Genomic DNA, 21,582 nt, shown 5'->3' with positions numbered 1-21,582 from the left:
TAAAGAGTAGTAAGTGATATCAAAAAAAATACGTGAGCTTTTTTCATCCCTCATGGAAGCTCAAATAGATTCAACCCCAGTGACTTATGACCCAGAAACAGAGCAATACACTGGCTATTTTAATTCAACACTCGTTAATAAGTTTATTAGTGAAGGAGTGTTTGAGCTAGTTGCCAACGACGATGGTTTAATTTGTTTAATAATGAACAACCGAGATGATTTTTTAAGTGGATTCTCTTCTGGAGTAAACGAAGCTCGTCTTGGCCGAGATCAGTCATATGCCGATTACAATGCTAATCCATTCGCTTTCTCAGTGGGTTATGAACACTTTTTGTATCTTAATAAAAAACCCCGGTTATTAGTCGGTTACATTTGCCATGGTTTTATAAATGACGAAACGGGTGAGCTACATGTGCAATAGTTTTTTCGTGTCTGGCAGAAAGCGAAAGTTGGTTCAATTGTGCTAAACCAAACAAGTCAGTGGGCAGGGCAATATGAGGAACAAGGTTATTTTGTTGTTCGAAATTATTTCGAAAAAGGTGAATTGTCACTGCTTCGACAGACCATTTTAAAATTTCATCAAGGGTGGAAGCAGGCCAATCTCACTTTTTACCAAGAAGAAGCCTTTAACTCCTCGTTAATTACCGGTAGTGAGTTTCTAAAAAGCGAAGATAGGGTGAAGTTATTTAACTTTATTAGTTCAGCTAAAATGATGAAGGTGGTTCACGCATTAATTCCCAAGTCTCCTGCATTCATGAATACTCAGCTGTTCTTTAATCCAGTTCGTCCTGAGCAGAAAGATTTTTGGCACCGAGATTGTCAATATGATCATGACCTTGAAGGACAAAAAAAAGCGATTAAAGAAACCCAAGTCGTGCACCTGAGGGTACCTTTATTTGATGAATTAGGCATGGAACTGGTGCCTGGCACTCACAAACGCTGGGATAACCAAGAAGAACATAATGTTCGTCAAGAAGAAAAAGGTAAATTGAGTTGTGACGATCTGTCTCTAGGGGAAAAAATACCATTAGCAGCAGGGGATTTGTTAGTCTTTTCTGCAGATATGATCCACCGCGGATTATACGGTATGGATAGATTAGCCTGGGATATTTTAGTATTCGATCCATCAGGAGACTTTGTTGATTACGTGGATGACGACTGTTTGCCCAATGCCGAAATGCTTAGTCAAATTACAGACCCAAGCTTGTTCAATAATATTCTGCGATTGAAGTCTTTAGCGCAAAACTCAGGTTAGTTTTCGCTAGATATATTTTGTTTAACTCTCAATTATTTTTGGCGAAGTTTTGGATTAATTGTATTTTTCACATACGATACTCGCTGGCTTAGGTGCGCTTTTAGCAGAAAGAATGTGCTGAAAAGTATCTTGTATATTCGCATCTTCAGGGGTTAACGTTAACGCTTGACCAATTACCCTAAGAGCCGCTTGATGGCATCCTACATTAGACAAAGCGTAACTATAATTATTTAGATAATCTGGTTGGTTTTGTCCGTATTTAGCCCCTTTGTAAAACCATTCAACCGCTAAAGTAGGGTTATTTTTTAAATAATAATTCCCTAGCAAGAAGTAGCTTAACCATTTTTCTGGCCATTGAGTGATGGCACTTTTTAAGCTGGTTATTGCCATCTGGTGTTTGCCTACTTCCATCAAGTCGTGGGCTGCTTTTATATAAATATGAGGCTCCAAGTTGGAATTGGCCATGTTTGTTGGCAGTGGCACTAACATCCAGTATCCGCTGCGTTGCCAGGTGCGTTCAAATAATTCAAAACTCATACTATGATTTTCCGTCACTCCGGTATTCAGTATCAGTTGTGATTTAGCTAAGTTGTATCCTTTTACTACTGCGTAATGCCACATAGGAAACAATGGGATTGAGTTATTCTGTAAAACGATGACGGGGATGCCAGCAGAGACTAAACGAATAACTTGTTCTAGAGACCCTCGTTGTGAGTATGGAACAAAGCCAAATTGACGGGTTGTGGAAACCATTTCTAATTGCAAACTGCCTTCTCTGTCAGGTATAAAAATATTAGGTGCAACAGACTCTGGTGTGACATTTCTACCGAAGTAATTATATACCTCAGCTAAGGTTGTTGGACCACAATAAAACTGCTCTTGGGGATAAAAAGGCAGTGTTTTAATACTCATTACTGGTGGAATGTTTTGTGGTGGATATAAGTGTAATTTTTGTGTTTGAGGGAGAGACTGACAAGAATGTAAAATGAAAAAAGAGCTAACGATGAGAACGCTTTTTAAGACATTAAAAAAGTTTTTCACTCATTAACTCTGTTGTGGTTTATAAATGCGGTTTAATTAAATAGGGCGAATAAATGGATATACGTCCGTTAATCCCATTAAATCTAACACTGCAACAACTACTAAAACAGTGACTACCGTACCTACAATACCACCGGCTGGGGCTTCGTTTAACTGTGTGTTTAGGGATTGAATTTCTTCTGGTGTCATATTATTAATTCGATTGACGGCATCGACTTTATTCACTCCTAGCTTAACCAGTTTGTCTTGGACTTCTACAGTATCGACCATCTTTAGTATTTGATGTTTTTGATAAGTGGTATTTTGAATTTGCATAACACTTTCAGATGACACCACTTTCGCTGACACAAAGGTAGAATTAACCAATAAAAATAGTGTGGCTAGACTTAATATTTTAATAAATTTCATAACTGACCTTAATAAAATTGAGCATTGTTAATTAACATTAAACTAGAATTACGAAGTTAAATGTTATGTTCACCATAACAAATATATGCACATTATTGTGCAATTAAAAATATAAGTGAGTAATAGCCGTAAACTTGAGCGGTAATTTAACCTTAATAATTCCACATGGTACCGTCTTGTAATCTAACTACTGGATGATACCTGCGTTCATAACTATAACGTTGTGCTTGATTCTCATCAAAATCTACGCCTAATCCCGGCGCGTCGCTTATATGGAACATGCCATTTTTATAGTGATGGTCAGAAGGGAATAATGCATCGCATTCTGGTGTACCTAGTACCAAATATTCCTGAATGCCAAAGTTCGGTGCCCACGCATTTAAATGTCCTTGAGCAGCCATTGAAATAGGTGAGTGACTTGGAGCGCCATGAAACCCCGTTCTTACATTGTGGATGTGAGCTAAATCCACAATTCGTTTGGTATGGGTTATGCCACCAGCATAGGTTGCAGAAATACGGATGAAGTCGATAAGTTCATCTTGGATCATTTGTTTACAATCCCACAGTGAGTTGAATACCTCACCAATGGCTATGGGGATCGTTGAGTGCTGTCTAATTAATTTTAATGCGGATTGATCTTCGGCAGGCGTCGGATCTTCGAGCCAATACAGATTGTATTGTTCGAGCTCTTTAGCAAATGCTGCGGCTTCCCTGGGCAGTAACCTGTGGTGAACATCATGCAGTACTTTTAAATCATTTCCGAAACGTTCTCGAATTTTTTCAAAAACAGTGGGCATAAAGCGTAAGTATTTATCTGTATCCCAAATTTCTTCTTTGGGTAACTCTCCATATTGAGTAATAAAGTGATTTGCATCTTCACCGTCACCCGCCACGCCATATCCATCTTTAGGCATACCAGGAATACCACATTGCACTCTTACTGCTTGGTAACCTTGCTCCTGGTGATGTGCAATAGAATCTAATAGTTGTTCAATATCACCGCCCGTTGTATGGGCGTATACCATAGCGCCTTCGCGGCTTTTTCCGCCAAATAATTGATGTACCGGCAAGCCTGCTATTTTTCCTTTGATATCCCATAAGGCCATATCGATGGCACCTATGGCTGTCATTGCTATTGGGCCACGGCGAAAATAAGCTCCGCGGTAGAAAAAATTCCAAATATCTTCACTGTTTCGCGGATCTTTACCAATAAGGCAAGGGATCAAATAATCTTGTAAATATTTGGCAGGTAAGGTTTCTCTATTATTTAGTGTGGCATCACCTAAACCATAGATACCTTGATCGGTCATTATTTTTAAGGTGACATAATTTTTACCGGGCCCGCCAACAAAGACTTCTGCACTAGTGATTTTCAATGTGATTCTCCGCTTATAAATAACGTAACGTTAGGACTTTGATCTGGCTTAGTATTTGCCATCAAACAACCGGTTTAAACCTAGCTCGTTATCATCTCTTAACTCATTTGGTAATAGTGCTGCCGGCATATCCTGATAACTGACTGGACGTAAATAACGCAAAATGGCTGCACTGCCGACTGACGTCGTGCGACTGTCTGAGGTCGCAGGAAATGGGCCGCCATGAACCATGGCGTGACAAACTTCAACACCTGTGGGATAACCATTGCAAAGGACTCGACCGGCTTTTCGTTCGAGTATTGGGAGTAACTTGTGTGCTAATTCAGTATCTTCGTCATCTAACTGCATAGTTGCGGTTAATTGACCTTCTAAATGTTCAGCAACACTTAACATTTCTTGTTCAGATTGGCAGCTAATTACTAAAGACGTAGAACCGAAAACTTCATCTGTTAAACCAGGGTCGGCAAGAAAGCTTTCAGCAGTAGCTTTAAATATTTTTGCCTGACAGCGGTTGGGTTCATCGGATTGAATACCGTTAGCAACAGAGCTGACATGTTGGTTTGTTTCGAGTTGATTTGTTCCAGATGTGTAGGCTTTATGGATACCCTCTGTCAGCATAGTTTGGGCGGGTGCATTCGTTACATCAGATTGGGTTTGTATAATAAATTGATCAAGGGCATCACTGGCTAAACCTATGACTAAACCTGGGTTGGTACAAAATTGGCCGGCGCCTAATGTTAACGAGCCAACAAAACCAGTGGCTAAGCTAGTTGCGTTTTTCTTTAATGCATTAGGTAATAAGAATACAGGGTTTATGCTGCTCATTTCTGCATAAACAGGAATCGGTTCAGGACGATTAGCAGCAATATTCATAAGAGCTAAACCACCGGCACGGGATCCAGTAAAGCCAACTGCCTTAATTGCAGGGTGAGCAACGAGTTCGGTCCCAATTTCATTGCTACTGGCAAATAACAAGGAAAAAACGCCTTCAGGCATGTTGCACTTATTTGCTGCTTTAATAATAGCTTTACCGACTAATTCACTGGTACCGGGGTGGGCAGAGTGCGCTTTCACTACAACCGGGCAACCAGCGGCTAATGCCGAAGCAGTATCACCACCTGCTACGGAGAATGCTAAAGGAAAGTTACTTGCACCGAAGATTGCAACAGGTCCTAAGGGAATATGGCGTAAACGTATATCAGATCTTGGCAACGGAGTGCGATTAGGAAGAGCTGGATCAATGCGTGCGTCAACCCAATTACCTACTCGAACAACGCTCGCGAAAAGCTTTAATTGGCCCATTGTACGTCCGCGCTCTCCTTCAATACGCATTTGTGGGAGACCACTTTCTGCCATGGCTCTTTGCACGAGTGTGTCACCTAGAGCCAAGATTTCATCGGCGATACATTCTAAAAAGTTCGCACGTTGCTCCAGAGCAATATTTCTGAAGGTATCGAATATGCTTTCAGCCAATTTACAGGCCTCAATAACGTCTTTTTTAGAACTGCCATTAAATGCAGGTTCTATTTGTTCGCCGGTTGCTGGGTTGGTTGCATAAATTGCAGAGTTGGAACCTGATAACCTTTGGTTACCGATCAACATTTCGCCATTAATGTTCATATTTATTTCACTTTTCTTAAGTTACTTATCGCACTAAATATATACTAAGTGCAAATCTAATATATTACAAGTGGGTGTATCATTATTCATTTATCACTTGCGCGATAGTAGGCTATTTATAAGCCTTTAGCAGTTTCATTAGGTAGTTTACAATTTGTTATTAGTGCTAATTACGTAGCTAGGTTTAGTGCTTCGGACATAATATTTTTAAAAGATAAACTGGTATATTAGTTTTGTTTGTAATATATTTTAATGTAGGTGGTGAATTATTGTTCACTCTATGGTTACGCATTATTTAATAAATTTACGAACTAAGACCTCTTTATAGGAACGCAAGATGAATTCTGAAATCAAACAAATTCTTATCAAAACCAGTACGGCGTCAATTGCCACATTGCTATATAAACGTGGTTTACGAAACCAATTCATACAAGGTGTTTCTCGTCTTGGAGAGAAAGCCAAAAGAATGGTTGGCCCCGCTTTTACCCTGCGATATATCCCCGCTCGTGAAGATTTAAACCCACTAACCGTATTTCGTGAACCTGATCACCCGCAACGTGTAGCGGTAGAACAGATCCCAGAAGGACATGTGTTAGTTATGGACTGCCGTCAAGATGCCAGTGCGGCATCAGCGGGCTCTATTATTGCGACACGCCTTCAAATTCGTGGTTGTGCAGGTGTTGTGACTGATGGCGGTTTGCGAGATGCTGATGAAATCGTTTCTTTAGATATGCCTTCGTTTTGCGCAAAACCATCGGCGCCAACGAATTTAACCAAACATCAAGCTTTGGACCTAAACGTACCGATTGGGTGTGGAGGAGTGGCTGTTTTCCCTGGAGATATAGCAGTAGGAGACGGTGATGGAGTGATTGTTATTCCAGCTGAGTTGGTTGAAGAGATTGCACTAGAAGCAAAAAGTATGGAGCGTTATGAAGCATGGGTTATTGAGCAAGTTCATGCAGGCGAGCCCATAATAGGTTTATACCCAATGAGTGATGAAACGCGTGCTCGTTATGACGCCATTGTTGCCAAAGAAAATGTATAACTAGTAGAGAGGCTCAGCTATAAAACTGCAGTTTTGTTTATATTTATCAACACATTTAGTGAAAGCAAACGGCAAGTGATTAAGCTTGCCATTTTCGTTTATTGCGGCCTTTTCGCTGAGCATTTAACAGTAAGTTGAAAGACTCAATGGATTGCAGAAATAACGGATTTTCAGAAATGGCAACCATCTCTTCGTCAACCCCACCAATATGATAAATCATGGCGGCTTCGGCTTGTTCAGGTTCGCGGTCGATAATCGCTTGAAGGATTTTCGAATGTTCTTCAATCACTGCTTTACTTCTGTGAATGCCAAGCATTTTTTTCAAATGCCTGACGCGATCAATTTCAGCTTTAGCACTGTTAAGTAATGACCACGCTCCAGAAAGACCGGCGTATTCGAAGAAAGTTTTGTGAAGTAACTCATCGACCATAAAAAACGGTTGGTAATCTGTAGTGTTACCATCCAGGATTTGTTGTTGCTGGGTGATAATAGAACGCAAAGTGACTTGTTCGGTCATGCTTAAGCCTTTTTCAGCTAAGCGTTTTACGCAGCCTCCTTCAAGACTCACGCGAATGAAACAGGCTTCTAAGTAGCGCTCAATACTAATGACGGCTACATAACTGCCGCTTTTGGGAACGATAGTAACAAGGCGGTCGTTGGCTAAACGTATTAACGCTTCTCTTACAGGAGTTTTACTGATGTTAAAAATCGCTGCAATTTCTTTTTCTACCAGTGGCATTTCTGGTGGCAAAGTAAGGTTAATGATTTGTGCTCGAAGTACAAAATAAATACGTTCAACTAAGCTGCCTTCATCGCCAAGATCAGCGCTAGAGATAACTTGGTCGATACTTTGTACTTTAAAATCGATTTTTGTCATTAGTTTCGTATTTTAGTTGCGTAATAGATATATTAGATTGTATTGTCACCGGCATTGCAAGTTAAAGTCGCTTAAAGCAAAAATTATATAAGCCCGAATAAAGGATACCTGTGAGTCAAACGCCCAATTCTTATCTACGTGTTAATTTGTCATTAGCTTGGCCTTTGGCGGTAAATGCATTACTGACTCAGGCCATGATCATTATCGATACTTTGCTCGTGTCGCCCCTAGGTGAAATATCTCTTGCTGCAATGGGCATTGCAGGCACCATTCTTAGTTTCTTTTTAGGCCTGCAGCTGGCTTTGGCGAATGGTAGTCAATTGGCAATGGGAAAAGCTTATGGCGCTAATGACCAAAGCAAACTAGTACGCTGCTTTTATTATGGTCTGACGATTAATATAGTTGCGACCTTAGCGTTTATTTTAACTCTTTCACTGTCTGGAAATTATCTCGTCTCGCTGTTAACCGATGACGCAATACTTGCTGACCAAGTACAAAATTATCTGAGTATTAGCCAGTACATATTGCTGGTTAATGCCATTACGCAAACCATTACCGCTTTATTAAACGGACAAGGTAATACCAAAACCGCTTTACATAGTTATCTGTTAGAAGTGCCAATTAATATTGTGCTCAGTTATTGTTTGATTTTTGGTGTTGATGGTTCTGCATTTGGATACGAACAATTTTCATTCTCTGGGCTAGGCTTGGAAGGGGCGGCTTTTGGTAGTTTGTTTGCCGTTATTATTCGCCTCATTTATTTGTCTAAGTACTTAAAAAAACAGAAACAATTATCTCGGCAACATGAAACACAACTGAAGGATTGGAATGGATTAAAAGCGCATTTTGTAGAAGTGTTACCCATTGCCACTAATTACCTAGTGTTGGCTATAGGCAATACCATTTATCTGTTGTTGTTTGCTCAGTTAAATATTTATTCATATGTGGCCATAACATTAATTTTTCCTTGGTTACGTATTGCCACACAATTCATTGTTGCTTGGGCTCAGGCGAATGCCATTACGATTACCCAAGCCATGGGTAAACAGCAGTATGGAGAAATTAACCCTATCATCAATAGTTGCATTAAGGTCGGCATGTTAATGGCCTGCTGTGTATCGTTAGCCCTGTATGGTCTAAGTCTATCCTTAAGCATTATCTATCCTAACATTGAACCCCCCACAATTATGGCGCTGGCGAGTATTATGCCGCTTTATGTGTGTTTACCTTTAGTGAGAACGTACAACACTATTGCCGGCAATTCGTTACGAGCGGTAGGTAAGAGTGTGGGTGTACTCAATGTGCATTTTTTTACTCAGTGGTTGGTGGTTTTACCCTTGTGTGCTCTGTTTGTGCTTGTATTAGAGTTACCTGTTTTTTGGGCCTTTGCATTATTACCAATTGAAGAATTAATTAAAGTGATCCCCTTTCATTTAATGTTGAAAAATATCAAGTTACCCGTGTCTCAGGTAAAGAAGTTCAAAGAAAACTCTAGTTAAAACGTGCTTATACAAGCCTAAAACTAAAATACCAATAACCAGTCTAATATATTACTTTATTGTTTGCTATATTTGAGCTAAGTTATACTTATGTCAAAAAGTCATTCAGTTTGTTCGTGTATTTTTTTAAGTATGTGAGCGCGAAAAGGTAATTTGAGTAGGTTATGGATTTAAATACATTAATAGTCATTGTTTACTTTATCTTCCTAATTGTTATTGGTTGGGCATTTAGAAATCTAGCGACCAATACCAGTGATTACTTTCGAGGTGGAGGTAATGTTCTGTGGTGGATGGTCGGTGCTTCTGCTTTTATGACCCAATTTTCATCTTGGACCTTTACCGGTGCAGCAGGAAAAGCTTATACCGATGGCTTAGCAGTCGCGTTTATCTTTGTTGGTAATTCAATAGGCTTCTTTTTCAATTATTTGTATTTTGCTCCTAGGTTTAGGCAAATGCGGGTTGTGACCGTAGTTGAAGCGTTACGTTTGCGATTCGGCAACAAGAACGAGCAAATCTTTGCTTGGGTCAATATGTTTACGACTTTGATCAGTGCAGGTATCGCCTTGAACGGCTTAGCGATTATTACCTCAACGATTTTCGATTTTGATATGGAAACCACCATTATTGCCACAGGATTGGTGGTGCTAATCATGTCTGTCACAGGTGGGGCTTGGGCAGTAATTGCATCAGATTTCATGCAAATGATAGTGATTATGGCGGTAACCATCGCCTGTGCCGCAGTGGGTATTTATCAAGCTGGTGGCATCATGCCTATCGTTGATAATTTTCCAACGGATTTTGTTTCGGGAACAGAGCTTAACTATATGTCTATCTTCTATATTTGGGCATTTAGTATCTTTTTGAAACAAATTGGATTGACCAACAATATTTTATATTCGTACAGGTACCTCACCGCAAAAGACTCTGAACACGCACGAAAAGGCGCATTGTTAGCCTGCATTTTGATGACCCTTGGACCTATTATTTGGTTTATTCCTTCGTGGTTTATGGCAAGTTCAGGCGTTGACTTAGCGGCCATGTACCCTGAGTTAGGAGCTAAATACTCAGAAGCTGCTTATCTTGCCTTTGTTAAAATATACATGCCAGCGGGTATGATTGGCCTGCTGATCGCAGCTATGTTTGCCGCGACAATGAGCTCAATTGATTCAGGTTTAAACCGTAATGCCGGTATTTTTGTCAAAAATTTTGTTCAACCAATTATTGCACCTAATATTTCTGAAAAGAAACTTATGCTGGTATCGCGTATTGCTACCATTGCTTTTGGCACCTTGATCATAGGCTTAGCACTGTTTTTAAACTCTTTAAAAGAATTAAGTTTATTCGACGCCATGCTTTATATGAGTGCACTTTTGGGCTTCCCTCAAATGTTACCCAGCTTTTTAGGTTTCTTCGTACGAAAAACACCAGACTGGGCAGCTTGGGCCACGTTTTTAGTTGGGGCCTGTGTGTCTTATGTGATTGCTGTGGTATTACAGCCTGCACATGTAGAACAATTGTTGGGATTAACAAACGAGCTAACTAAAAGGGAGTGGACTGACTTAGTGGTGTCTATTAGCTTAATTAGTCACATTGTAATTACCGGAGGCTTCTTCTGTTTAACCACCTTGTTTTATAAGGGGTTACCAGAAAAACGAGAAGAGTCGGTTGAGCGCTTCTTTACTAATATCAATACCCCCTTAGTGAAAGAAAAAGGCAGCCATGTTCACTTGGATAATCGTCAACGTATTTTGTTAGGAAGAATGATCGCTATTGCTGGTATTTTAGTCATGGCAATGATGGCATTGCCTAATCCATTGTGGGGTAGGTTGGTCTTCTTAATTTGCGGAGCCTTTGTTTTTGCAGTTGGTTTTATGTTGTTTTCTGCAACAGAAGTCGCTTTGCCAGACCATGATGATGATAATGATGACATTGATGACGGCAGTGACTTGTCTGTTAAATCATAGTATTCAATTATTGAGTGCCTTGAAAAAGGTGCTCAATAAAACGTCGTATATTCAAAGCTTAACCTATGGCTTTAGTATTCCAATTAGATCTGTTTTTCTTCTTATTTTTATAATTTATATCGTTGACTAAAATCAGCGGCGCTTTATATTTTAGTCAGCAAATTAATTTCGTTATTTTTAATACAAAGTGATACAAATGTTTGCTAACAAATTGGAATGTATTGGCAATACACTGTGTAAAAAATAATAGGAAGTTATATGAAAAATATTATATTGGTCATTAGTTTATTTTGGGCTACCTGCGCGGTATCAGCTAATAAACCACTGTCAATTCAACCTGATGTGCAAACGGCGGAGTGGGCAGTGAAATGGTGGAAGCCACGTCACCAAGAAAAGTTACAGCTCAAAGAGCAAATGAAGCAAGTTGATTTGGTGTTTTTAGGTGATTCCATTACCCATGCGTGGGATAAAAAGGGTAAAGAGGTTTGGCAACAAAGATATGCCCCACTTAATGCACTCAACATTGGTTTTAGTGGTGACAGAACTGAGCACGTTTTATGGCGCTTACAACATGGTGCAGTTGATGGCATTGATCCCAAATTATTGGTGTTGATGATAGGCACAAATAATACTGGGCACAGACAAGACAAACCGGAAGATACCGCATTGGGTATTCAACATATCTTGGATCTTTTAGAGACTAAGCTGCCCAATACTAAGATATTGTTATTGGCTGTTTTCCCTCGTGGCGCTACTGAGGACGATCCATTACGTCAGATTAACACTAAGGTGAATCAGATCATCAAAAACTACCATGACGGTAAACGTATTCATTATCTGGATATCAATTTTGTCTTTTTGGATGAAAAAGGGAATTTAAGCCCAGCAGTGATGAAGGATTTACTGCACCCAAATAAAGATCAGTATAAAGTCTGGGCTGAAGCGATTGAGCCTAAAGTTTCTGCGTTAATGCAGTAATATCATTTAATTTAGTGTTCATTAAACCACCTTTAGGCTCATTCGTTTTAATGGATCTTTACTCGTATGATTCTATTAGTACTACTTTGATGGATAAGTAAATCACCATTTAGGGCGGGGCGCATGTGTCGAATAATACCAGCAAACACACTGCCTGAAGGGATTGGCCAACTTTGAAAGGTTTCAGTTTTAGGATCAAATCGTACTAATGGGTCAGGGCGCATGCCAGACTCGTTGTACCATACAATATCGTTCACAACCGCAATCGCATATGGGTGAGACTTTGAACCACTGGGCGATGGCCATTCTTTGATGTCACCAGTTTTAGGTGTATAGCGCCCAAGTTTTCCTTGTGAGGAATTAACGTACCAAATGCTGCCGTCGTTCGCTATGTCTAAACGGCGCACTCTAGTGGCTGAATTGGGTAAAATTATTTCAGTTAACTGCATAGTATTTGGGTTAACTTTGATTAAACAGTTGTTACCGTTACATGCCACCCAAGGAAACCCATTCGCATCTATTTTGATCCCGTAAGGTTTGGATTTGGCTCTGGGCAAGGTTACCAACTTAACCATGCCAGTAGTGGGATCTAATCGGCCTATAAAGTTACTGTGTTGAGCGGTAAACCAGAGTATTCCTTTGGCATCAAATACTGCTGTATGAGGATCTCTAGCATTTTTATCTGGCATATTAAATACTGTGACATCGCCAGATACAGGGTCGACTTTTCCAATCGAGCCATTTTTATTACCTGTGTACCAAATATTTTGGTTAGGGCCTACTGTCACGGAATGAGGCATAGAATTAGCAGGTAAAACATACTCACGCATTTCACCTGTTTTGGGGTCGATACGGCCAATTAAGTTTTTTCTTTGCCCTGCCCACCAAATACTTCCGTCTGCAGCTTCAACCGGATCACGGGATCTTTGGCCTAGTGTAGGGGTTTGCCACTGTGTAAAGCTTACTTTTACATCACCAGCGATTAGCGTTGGCACGCGTCGAATATTGACGGGATAATTAGCTGCTAGATAGCTCATTATTTTCTGTTCGATGTCAGGTTGAGACGACAAATCTAGCATGGTTCGGGTTAATGATTTCCAACCAGCAAAGTCGTAGCCAGAACTTCGGCTAATTTGGTTTAACCCATGACAACTTACACACACTTGTTCAACTAACTGTTTACCTTCCATATTTTTATGATCAGGTTTTAATTGAGTGGCTGATTGTTGAGCAAAAACATTGCCAGACAACACACCACAGGCAATTATTAAGACAACCGAATAAAATTTAAGGCAACGCATAGGAAAATTCTCTACCAAGAAGAGTAAAAGTGCTGTCTTGATGGTAGCAAATTTTAGTTAACCTGAGTACTGGATAAGAAGTATCGACTAAGTGAGATTATAACATTGTAATTCAATGGCTTAGTGACACCTGGCCAAATTACTCCGCTGAATTATTAGGCATAGTATAAATCAGCTTATATCTGTCTGTTACAGTTACAAGCCTACTGCTCATTCTTGACAAAGTGACATCATTCCAGTCTTTAGGACTATCTTTAGTGGGGCCTTCTACCCAAAACTCTAACTGGTCAACTGCGTTAATCGCTTACGTACATCAAATAATATTTTTATGGGAAAATTTATGACACATGTGTATTCTAGCCATTGGTTATTAAAACAATAATCTTTTCGTAAAAATTATTATGTTCAAGGATCGAAACTTCATGAAGTTCAAAAGTATTATTTTCGCATTGCCTCTCATTCTTAATTCTAACGTTTTTGCTAAAAATCTTGTCAATATAGATGATTTTCCACAGTGGTTTAAAGACTCTGTTCAGCGTTCAATTGAAATTGAGCAAACAAGCAAAATTAAAATTAAACCTTTTAATGTAAATAGTGAAATGTTGGGTGATGCCAAACTAATTTCCGATGAAGAAGGTACTTGGTATTATCAAGTCGATATAGGGACTGCTTCTCCAGTGGAGTGTTACGTTTTTAGTGAATTTGACGGCACATCCAATTCTCTCTATTCCGTCGTAGATTACAGTTTATCTGGAGTGGAGACTCTAAATAAAAAGTCCCTTTCAGGTAAGTTCAATTATGCCATTGATGGTGGTGTTATCGAAAATACTCCTTACATGTTGCTTGATACTCTTTATACACTTGGAGAAGGTGACGAAAAAATATCTGGCATTATTAAAGCCGTTTCAGCCCAAACGAGTGATAGTTTACAAATGTGTTTGCACAATGAAACAGGCTACTCCAAGGCTTTTTTTAGAGTGTTTGAATCTTTTGTGAAGGCTTTTCTCGTGAATGAGGAAAAACCAGAATTTTTTGAAGTTGTTTATCAAATGACACTGAATGAAATGCCCATTGGCTTCGCTAGAGAACAATATGTAGTAGACGCGGAGGGAGACATAAGTATTAAACAAACCTCGGCTATGTTAGTTCCGGTTGACGCCAGCTCTGTGTCACGTAGCGATGACGCTTCAACTTCATGGGGCAGAGCAGACGGTTCATTGATTAACGGCACAAAATATACAATCGAAAATGGAGTGATGTCGTCAAATTTCTCTATTAGTTCGAAAGAGGGAAAATGGCATGTTGAAGGAGAGCTGCAAGGAAAAGCGGTCACTAAAACGTTAATTCATGATACTTGGTTGCAGAGTGACTACGGTTATTACATCGACAGTAAAAGTTTACTTGAGTCGCAAGATAAATCTAAAGAGTTTCATATGTGGCTTCCAGAAGCTGACCCTACGTCTGCCATTAAGGTGGTAATGACTAAAATTGAAAACGATCCTAAGGCTAATCTTGAATTTGATATGGGCCCGCTTAAATTAAAATCTTTGTCTGATAAAAATGGAGTTTTAAAACGTGGGGTTGTGCAGCAAGGCGCACTAGAGATACAAATGAAATCTGTCTTTGTTAAAGGGCTACCGAGATTACAATGAGGGCGTTCTTATTAGTTTGGGTATTGACTCAGGCAACAGTTTGTTTTGCTCAAGAAATACCCTCACTTGCCTCTATTCCTATTGAGTTAGAAGAAAATGTTACTTTTCCATTAAACGCTCAAATTCGCTTGGAGTTTTCATCTTCTCATGTGAATGATGTTGAACAAGGGTTAATAAACTGGAGCGACATTGCAGCCAAAAAAAGCGATAAAGAAGTGTTAACGATCGTTATGCACGCCCAGCCTAAATTTAAAGGTAGTGTTAAGTCTGATTATCTACAACATAGTTTTGTTATTGATATTGAAGAAGATAGTACTCAAAAATTTATCGATGGGTTTGTGGGCGAGATTGCGAAATCGTGGAAATTAGACCATCTAGTAGAATATGTTAATACCTATATTGAAGACCCAACCTATATTCATGGGTTTAGTATTGCTTCTGTAGTGGCCAATCAGCGCAGCGGAGACTGCACAGAGTATGCTGTTTTAACAACTACCCTTGCCAGGGCATTAAACATTCCAGCGCGAATAATTCTTGGAACCGTCATATATGAAGAACACCAGCAAGTGTCTGCTGTTGGTCATGCATGGACTGAGGTATGGAAAGACAACCAATGGCACATTTTAGATGCAGCATTATACAGTTCTGAAGTGGAACAATATTTCTATTTACCCGCTTCAGAGTTGAATAACGAAGGTCCAGGATTTTCTTGGGGAATGGCGCAAGCAATAAAATTAATGCCAAAGAAATTAAAATTAATGTCAGACCTTTAACTGGCTAGTGGTTCTTAGTTAATATTATTTGGTGATTGGGAGATGACACTTTACCTGCTACCATGCCTCCGCTCATAAAGTCAGAGTTTAACAATTTACAAATAATAAAAAAGGAAATAGTAATGACCGCAGTGTTTTTTCGAAAGATTAATTTTAATCCTTTTAAAGCATGTGTTTTTATCTGCTTGATAAGTCTCATTCAGGTGGCCAAGGCAGAGCAAGATGTTTATTTTGGTACTGGCTCTAAATTAGGTGATGGTATTTACCATGCTAAGTTTGACGATGCCAAAGGCAAAATGTCTGAGCCTAAAAAAGTGGCAGATATAAAAGCTCCGGGGTTCTTAGCTAAACATCCTAAACTTGACGTTATTTATGCTGTGGCTTCAATTAATAAAAAGCCTGTTGTAGCTGCTTACAAAACTGTAAAAGACGGCGGATTAACCTTTATAAATTATACAGAAATTGGTGATGGTGGCGGTGCTCATATTGCGGTCCACTCATCGGGTAAGTTTTTGTTAACGGCTCAGTATGGTGGTGGTTCGGTAGCGGTATTTCCGTTAGGAAAAAAGGGGGCCGTTCAAAAGCGCAGCCAATTAATCGACCATCAAGGTGGCTCAAAAGTTTATTTAAATCGTCAAAATAGTCCTCACCCCCATTGGGTTGGATTTTCACCAGATAGTCAGTTTGCCTTTGTTCCTGATTTAGGTATGGATACCATCATGATTTATCGTGTTTTGGCAGATGAAGCAAAATTAGTAGAACATAGCCGAGCTGATACCGTACCAGGTGGTGGCCCACGTCATATGCGTTTTTCAACTAATGGTGATTACATCTATTTGTTAAATGAATTTGCATTAAGTGTGAGTTCTTTTGCCTATAACAAAGAATCTGGCACGGCTGAATTAATCAGCGTTACCCCAACTTTAGATGAAGGACTAAAAAGACAAGAACTGTTTAATTCAGCGTCTGAAATATTAGTGCATCCTAATGGGTTATTTGTTTATTCGGCTAATCGAGGCCATGATTCTGTAAGTGTTTATCACAATAATGAAGTGAGCGGAAAATTGGCACTCCAAGAACATGAATCTATTCGTGGTTCTTTCCCTCGAAACATCAATATGGATAATAGTGGAAAATGGTTGTTTGCTGCTGGGCAACATTCCAACACTGTCTCTGTGTTTGCCATTGATCAAACCAATGGTTTATTACAGTACCAAACGGGTAACACGGTAAACGTGCCAGAGCCGATTTGTATTTTGTTTAAAGACTAGCTCCCCTTTAAGTACAAGAAAGTACAAGGTAAAAGTAGAGTGAGCCGAGAATACTCGGCTCTATTTTTCTTAACTTACTTCCGTTTATTCTTAGGCACATAATTTAAAATAGAAACGGGTACCGTCTTTTTAACCTCAAAACCTTCAAATGTTTTTCTGTTAATCACATGGCCAAGACGACTTTCGATGGCGCATAGGTTTCTAAAGTTGTCTTTTGCGACTAATGAAATGGCTTCTCCGCTGGCACCAGCACGACCTGTTCTGCCTATTCTATGAATATAATCTTCAACTTGGTCGGGTAAGTCGTAATTAACCACACGTGATAAGTTTTGAATATCTAGGCCACGGGCAGCCACTCCGGTTGCGACTAAGAACTTGATTTGACCTGATTTAAAATCAGCTAATATTTTTTCACGCATGGACTGGGTTCTGTCGCCGTGAATGCTTTCGGTAGGGATCCCGCGTTTTTCTAATTGGCTAACTAATTTAGCCGCACCTTGTTTAGTTTCAATAAAAATAAGCGCTTGATCCCATTGCTGTTCTTTAATCAGGTGGCTTAGTAAAGCTGATTTATTGCTTTTATCAACTGTGACTAACCACTGTTCAATTTTGGCTGCAGACTCTTTATTTTGTTTTATTGAGATTTCAACAGGCTTGTAGATCGAACGTTTTGCTAGCGCCCGTACTTCGTTTGAAATCGTCGCTGAAAATAACAGGTTTTGACGGTGTTCGGGTAATCGTTCAATGATTTTATTAATATCGCCAATAAAACCCATATCTAACATTCTATCGGCTTCATCGAGTACTAATATTTCAAGCTCATCAAAATGTAATGCGCGCTGATGGGCCATATCGAGCAATCTACCTGGCGTTGAGACTAAAATATCGACCCCGTCGATTAAACGTTGTTTTTGTTCAAAGGATTGAGTTCCGCCATACATTGCCATAGAGCTAAGAGTTAGATTTTTTCCATATTCGGTAATGCTGGTTTCAACTTGAACCGCTAACTCTCTGGTTGGCACTAAGATAAGTGCTCTGATACGTTTACCACGCAGTTTGCGATCTGTGTTCAGCAATTGCAGGATCGGCAACACAAAACTTGCCGTTTTACCTGTACCTGTTTGCGCAGCGGCAATAATATCCTTGCCAGACAACACCGCTGGTATCGCCTTCTGTTGGATTGAAGTTGGCGTTGAATAATTTAAATCGGATAAGGCATTGAGCAGAGGTTCGCATAAATTAAGGTTTGAGAATGACATGTATGGACTCGTGCTGATTGGCTGCAAAGCGGCAGTGTATAAAGGCGTGAAGTATAGCAGTAATCCATTTATGGATGTGGCATTCATTAACGTTTAAATAAAGCGGTTACGACTGTTTTTCTCCCTAGGGATTAACATAAACTGTTAATAATATTGGTAAGTAACCCGAACTCTGGTTAAGCTGCGCCTCTCAATAACGCTCTTTTTCTTCCTAACTGTGTTGGTTTTCCTAGTAATCGCCAGCTATTACTTACGAAAAACCGTCTTGTTAGGTACAAAAATTTCGTCACTGAGTAATAAATTATTTAAACTTCAAAAGGAAATGCAAAATAACCTTTTGATATTTATATAAAAATCATAGTTAAACGACACCTCTTACCCAGAGTTCGGGTTAAGTATTAATCGGTTAAATGTAAGAATGAAAAATAAAAACTCCCCCGAGCTAGAAGCTGATGCCTTAAAGGTCGCTAAAAGCACCCAGAAACCAGGGCAAACAAAAGAACAAACTAAGCTCATTGCTAAAGGAATAGAGAAGGGCATTGCTGAATATAAAAAACAGCATAGTAAAAAACTGCGAGAGATGGACAAACAACGTAAACAAAAGCTTAAACAACGAGAGTTGGATAATGGTGATCAAGAAAATGAAATTAGAGACACCAATAATGTCTTTAAGCTTTATTTACCTTGGGTATTGTTATCTGTGAGTTGGTTAGGCTTTATTGGATATACTGTTTTATAAAATTATTGGGAGACAATTTTGAAAATTGAACATTTTGCGTTTAACGTTGAAGATCCTGTGGCTCAGGCTAAGTGGTTCTGCGAACATTTAGACTTCACAATTAAATTTGCGATGTCACAACATCCATTTACACACTTTATTGCTGATCAAACAGGTCAAGTCATGTTAGAAGTTTATAACAACCCTGTAGATGAAGTGCCCGATTATCACAATCAAAATCCATTGATTATGCACGTAGCGTTTGTTTCTTCTGAACCCTACGAAGATTGCGCTCGTTTGGAAAAAGCCGGGGCCAAAAAAGTAGATGAAGTCAATCTACCCGATGGCTCATTATTGATCATGATGAAAGATCCATGGGGTGTATCACTGCAACTATGTCGCCGTGGAAAACCCATGATTTAGGTCTGGTGGGGCAATTATGATAGGTAACTAAGACAAGTGGACAAATTGCCCTCCTCAACCCGTACATACTTACTTTGCCAAGTTACTAAGTTGACTTGGTTTGTTTAGTATTATTCTGTTCAAGACATAGCCCCAAGGTACTGCCAATATGGGTAACACCACAAGTGAAAAGGCAAAAGCAGTTTGCTCTACACCAGAGCCAATCAATTTGTCTTTCTGCCATAAAGGGTAAGCCACTAATATAAGCCACAAAACTTTATAGACAATTTCTAACAATAATAGAGGGATCATTTGGATCGTTCTAAAAATACCTAAAAAAGCCAAAACCGAAAATGCAGCCCAAACACTCCATGCAACAGCTTCGTTTTGTTGCCAGACTGCACTGTAAGAAAATATGTAGCCCCATACATCTGCGCCTAATACAAACGCCATTAACACGTAAATCAGACGCATAAAGTAGATATTAATCGGCCGAATGCCATCGTATTTACTATTTGGGATAAACAAGCTTTTAATCACAATACATACCTTCTTAGCGAATTAAGATGAATGGTATTAAGTATTCGTGGCGCAGACACGCCAGGCAAACATCAAAGTGTTACCAAATTTGAATTTTGTAACATACTTGCGTGAGTGATTAACCATAACTCCGGTTAATTAGGCATGGCCCATATAGATTTAACGTCTAGTGGGCCACTATTCACTATTGTTGAATCGAGATCCGTCCTATCAAAACTTGAAGCTGAAAATATCAGTTCAAAGTTGGATTTGTTTTTTACCAATTTTTCATAATGTTGCAAAAACTCTGCAGATTCGAGTTTGTTGATGTTGGTTAGGTACTTTGCCATTTGAATAATTGAAGCATCAGAAAATCCTGCTAATAAGTAAACCTGATTTCCACTTGGCCCAGCAAATTTAGCAAATGATCCAAAGTCGGTATATTCCTGCTGTAAGTTGCCAGTCATGGCATAGCTTATATCGCGAGTATTATGTTTGAGTGATGGTGGAGACTCTATTATATGGAAGTTCGAACCTTGAAAATAAGCATCTAATAAACCAAGGGATTTATACAAACCAAGATAAATTAAATTGTAGTCACGCAAATCAGAAGGGGAGAGGTTGCTTGCTAGTCTAATTGTGACCTCGTGCGGAGAATTAAATAAAGGCAGAATATGTTGCAGTGAAAACACGCTATTTTTTAGCAAAAAGGCGCTGGCAGATTTACCAACCGTATCCCGTTTTTGCGGATAATTAACAAAGTACTTTTTTAAGTCAGTCTCGTTGTTAATGCTAAATTCTCGTATCGCTCTAGGCCGATTCGTTTGTGGATCTTTTTCGGTGATCATATATAAGTCACCAATCACAATGAGTGTAGGTTTTTGATTAGTAAATAGAGGCTGCCAAAATGAATGCTGTCGAATAACAGCTTCTTGGTTAGTAGTTTGGCTTACAAACAACCATAAATTTAGTAGTAAAGATAAACTCAATATTGCCACTATCCCAATGGCTGATCTTTTTGATAACCAGTGATTTGTGCTTGGTGAAAATGAGGTCGTTAATGTATTTTGGGGGGGGGACGTCAATTGTTGCTGTGGAATTTCTGAAGCCACTGTAGCCGTTACAATATTGTCAGTTACTTGTTGTTTTTGAACAACGAACTCAAGGCCATAACCACCAGGTGGGATGGTAATTTGAAAATCTTCATCTATCCCTTCAGTTTGATAATAGACATCCAGTTTTTTTCGTAAATTAGATATATATACCCGAATCGATGCGTCTTCTGCAGGATTGAAGTCTTCACTTTTATCTAAAGCCTTAGTGGCAATCTCTATTTCCTTGGGGGCTTTAGCTTGTCCATCTTGCGCTAGGTTGTCTAAATAATAGTCCACTAAATAGTTAATTAGTTTACGATTAATTTTAGAACGGCCTAAAACATGACTTTGATTGATCCGTTCTAATTGCTCAAGAATGCTAGATTTACTGGGGTAAGTATCTGATTTAAGTGGGTTATTCATGTTTTATAACAGTTATAAACTCTCCGATTTACTGTTAAATCTTTATTTTTACTTATGCTGTACGATTCATTAGCTTAAGATTTCCTTAGTGTATTGAATTTCTGCTT

At 39.2% G+C, this 21,582-nt stretch carries 20 protein-coding genes; 11 read left to right on the top strand and 9 right to left on the bottom strand.

Annotation, left to right across the window (positions count from 1 at the left end; translation table 11 throughout):
* Positions 1–13 precede the first annotated feature (13 nt).
* Complete coding sequence (locus tag ACSHXM_RS04305) at positions 14–421, top strand: hypothetical protein (protein WP_435687499.1); 408 nt, start codon at positions 14–16, stop codon at positions 419–421.
* Positions 422–460: 39 nt separating this feature from the next.
* Positions 461–1,255, top strand: coding sequence for a phytanoyl-CoA dioxygenase family protein (locus ACSHXM_RS04300; RefSeq protein ID WP_435687498.1), 795 nt, complete (start codon positions 461–463; stop codon positions 1,253–1,255).
* 54 nt (positions 1,256–1,309) lie between these two features.
* Here the strand turns inward: ACSHXM_RS04300 and ACSHXM_RS04295 are convergent, their stop codons facing one another.
* The 4 genes from ACSHXM_RS04295 to ACSHXM_RS04280 form a co-directional block, all read right to left on the bottom strand.
* On the bottom strand, positions 1,310–2,167 hold the full coding sequence (locus ACSHXM_RS04295) for a PA2778 family cysteine peptidase (protein WP_435687497.1): 858 nt from the start codon (positions 2,165–2,167) through the stop codon (positions 1,310–1,312).
* A 165-nt stretch (positions 2,168–2,332) separates the two neighbouring features.
* Positions 2,333–2,704, bottom strand: coding sequence for a PA2779 family protein (locus tag ACSHXM_RS04290; protein ID WP_435687496.1), 372 nt, complete (start codon positions 2,702–2,704; stop codon positions 2,333–2,335).
* 152 nt (positions 2,705–2,856) lie between these two features.
* Entirely contained in the window at positions 2,857–4,080 is a 1,224-nt protein-coding gene (gene manD, locus ACSHXM_RS04285) for a D-mannonate dehydratase ManD (RefSeq protein ID WP_435687495.1), read from the bottom strand.
* A gap of 48 nt (positions 4,081–4,128) precedes the next feature.
* The gene (locus ACSHXM_RS04280; protein WP_435687494.1) at positions 4,129–5,700 is read right to left on the bottom strand and encodes an aldehyde dehydrogenase (NADP(+)); all 1,572 of its coding nucleotides are present in this window, start codon (positions 5,698–5,700) and stop codon (positions 4,129–4,131) included.
* A gap of 337 nt (positions 5,701–6,037) precedes the next feature.
* Here ACSHXM_RS04280 and ACSHXM_RS04275 point away from each other — a divergent pair, with 337 nt between their 5' ends.
* Complete coding sequence (locus tag ACSHXM_RS04275; RefSeq protein ID WP_435687493.1) at positions 6,038–6,745, top strand: ribonuclease activity regulator RraA; 708 nt, start codon at positions 6,038–6,040, stop codon at positions 6,743–6,745.
* A 79-nt stretch (positions 6,746–6,824) separates the two neighbouring features.
* On the opposite strand, the gene ACSHXM_RS04270 is transcribed toward ACSHXM_RS04275, so the two are convergent.
* A complete protein-coding gene (locus ACSHXM_RS04270; protein ID WP_435687492.1) occupies positions 6,825–7,622 on the bottom strand; it encodes a GntR family transcriptional regulator in 798 nt (265 codons plus the stop codon).
* 110 nt (positions 7,623–7,732) lie between these two features.
* Here ACSHXM_RS04270 and ACSHXM_RS04265 point away from each other — a divergent pair, with 110 nt between their 5' ends.
* The 3 genes from ACSHXM_RS04265 to ACSHXM_RS04255 all read left to right on the top strand — a co-directional run bounded on the left by ACSHXM_RS04265 (position 7,733) and on the right by ACSHXM_RS04255 (position 12,063).
* Positions 7,733–9,121 carry an MATE family efflux transporter gene (locus ACSHXM_RS04265; RefSeq protein WP_435687490.1) on the top strand — a complete coding sequence of 463 codons (1,389 nt, stop codon included), beginning with the start codon at positions 7,733–7,735 and terminating at the stop codon, positions 9,119–9,121.
* A gap of 164 nt (positions 9,122–9,285) precedes the next feature.
* Positions 9,286–11,085, top strand: a complete 1,800-nt coding sequence (locus tag ACSHXM_RS04260) for a sodium:solute symporter family transporter (RefSeq protein WP_435687489.1) — start codon at positions 9,286–9,288, stop codon at positions 11,083–11,085.
* A 258-nt stretch (positions 11,086–11,343) separates the two neighbouring features.
* Positions 11,344–12,063, top strand: a complete 720-nt coding sequence (locus ACSHXM_RS04255) for a GDSL-type esterase/lipase family protein (RefSeq protein ID WP_435687488.1) — start codon at positions 11,344–11,346, stop codon at positions 12,061–12,063.
* A gap of 47 nt (positions 12,064–12,110) precedes the next feature.
* Here the strand turns inward: ACSHXM_RS04255 and ACSHXM_RS04250 are convergent, their stop codons facing one another.
* Positions 12,111–13,364, bottom strand: a complete 1,254-nt coding sequence (locus ACSHXM_RS04250; RefSeq protein WP_435687487.1) for a Vgb family protein — start codon at positions 13,362–13,364, stop codon at positions 12,111–12,113.
* 422 nt (positions 13,365–13,786) lie between these two features.
* On the opposite strand from ACSHXM_RS04250, the gene ACSHXM_RS04245 reads away from it, so the two are divergent.
* The 3 genes from ACSHXM_RS04245 to ACSHXM_RS04235 all read left to right on the top strand — a co-directional run bounded on the left by ACSHXM_RS04245 (position 13,787) and on the right by ACSHXM_RS04235 (position 17,060).
* Positions 13,787–15,016 carry a hypothetical protein gene (locus ACSHXM_RS04245; RefSeq protein ID WP_435687486.1) on the top strand — a complete coding sequence of 410 codons (1,230 nt, stop codon included), beginning with the start codon at positions 13,787–13,789 and terminating at the stop codon, positions 15,014–15,016.
* Positions 15,013–15,789 carry a transglutaminase-like domain-containing protein gene (locus tag ACSHXM_RS04240; protein ID WP_435687485.1) on the top strand — a complete coding sequence of 259 codons (777 nt, stop codon included), beginning with the start codon at positions 15,013–15,015 and terminating at the stop codon, positions 15,787–15,789. The genes ACSHXM_RS04245 and ACSHXM_RS04240 overlap by 4 nt, the downstream gene beginning before the upstream one ends.
* A gap of 122 nt (positions 15,790–15,911) precedes the next feature.
* Entirely contained in the window at positions 15,912–17,060 is a 1,149-nt protein-coding gene (locus tag ACSHXM_RS04235; protein ID WP_435687484.1) for a lactonase family protein, read from the top strand.
* A gap of 74 nt (positions 17,061–17,134) precedes the next feature.
* On the opposite strand, the gene ACSHXM_RS04230 is transcribed toward ACSHXM_RS04235, so the two are convergent.
* Entirely contained in the window at positions 17,135–18,319 is a 1,185-nt protein-coding gene (locus ACSHXM_RS04230; RefSeq protein ID WP_435687483.1) for a DEAD/DEAH box helicase, read from the bottom strand.
* Positions 18,320–18,737: 418 nt separating this feature from the next.
* Here ACSHXM_RS04230 and ACSHXM_RS04225 point away from each other — a divergent pair, with 418 nt between their 5' ends.
* Together ACSHXM_RS04225 and ACSHXM_RS04220 are read left to right on the top strand one after the other, a co-directional pair.
* Positions 18,738–19,058, top strand: a complete 321-nt coding sequence (locus ACSHXM_RS04225) for a DUF2956 domain-containing protein (protein ID WP_435687482.1) — start codon at positions 18,738–18,740, stop codon at positions 19,056–19,058.
* 18 nt (positions 19,059–19,076) lie between these two features.
* Positions 19,077–19,460, top strand: coding sequence for a VOC family protein (locus ACSHXM_RS04220; RefSeq protein WP_435687481.1), 384 nt, complete (start codon positions 19,077–19,079; stop codon positions 19,458–19,460).
* A gap of 69 nt (positions 19,461–19,529) precedes the next feature.
* On the opposite strand, the gene ACSHXM_RS04215 is transcribed toward ACSHXM_RS04220, so the two are convergent.
* Positions 19,530–19,979 carry a hypothetical protein gene (locus tag ACSHXM_RS04215; protein ID WP_435687480.1) on the bottom strand — a complete coding sequence of 150 codons (450 nt, stop codon included), beginning with the start codon at positions 19,977–19,979 and terminating at the stop codon, positions 19,530–19,532.
* Between the two features lie 134 nt (positions 19,980–20,113).
* The gene (locus ACSHXM_RS04210) at positions 20,114–21,475 is read right to left on the bottom strand and encodes a helix-turn-helix domain-containing protein (RefSeq protein WP_435687479.1); all 1,362 of its coding nucleotides are present in this window, start codon (positions 21,473–21,475) and stop codon (positions 20,114–20,116) included.
* Positions 21,476–21,582: the final 107 nt, after the last annotated feature.

This window comes from Paraglaciecola sp. (assembly GCF_051252315.1).
Classification (GTDB): Bacteria; Pseudomonadota; Gammaproteobacteria; order Enterobacterales; family Alteromonadaceae; genus Paraglaciecola.
This window is presented reverse-complemented; position numbering and strand designations above follow the sequence as displayed.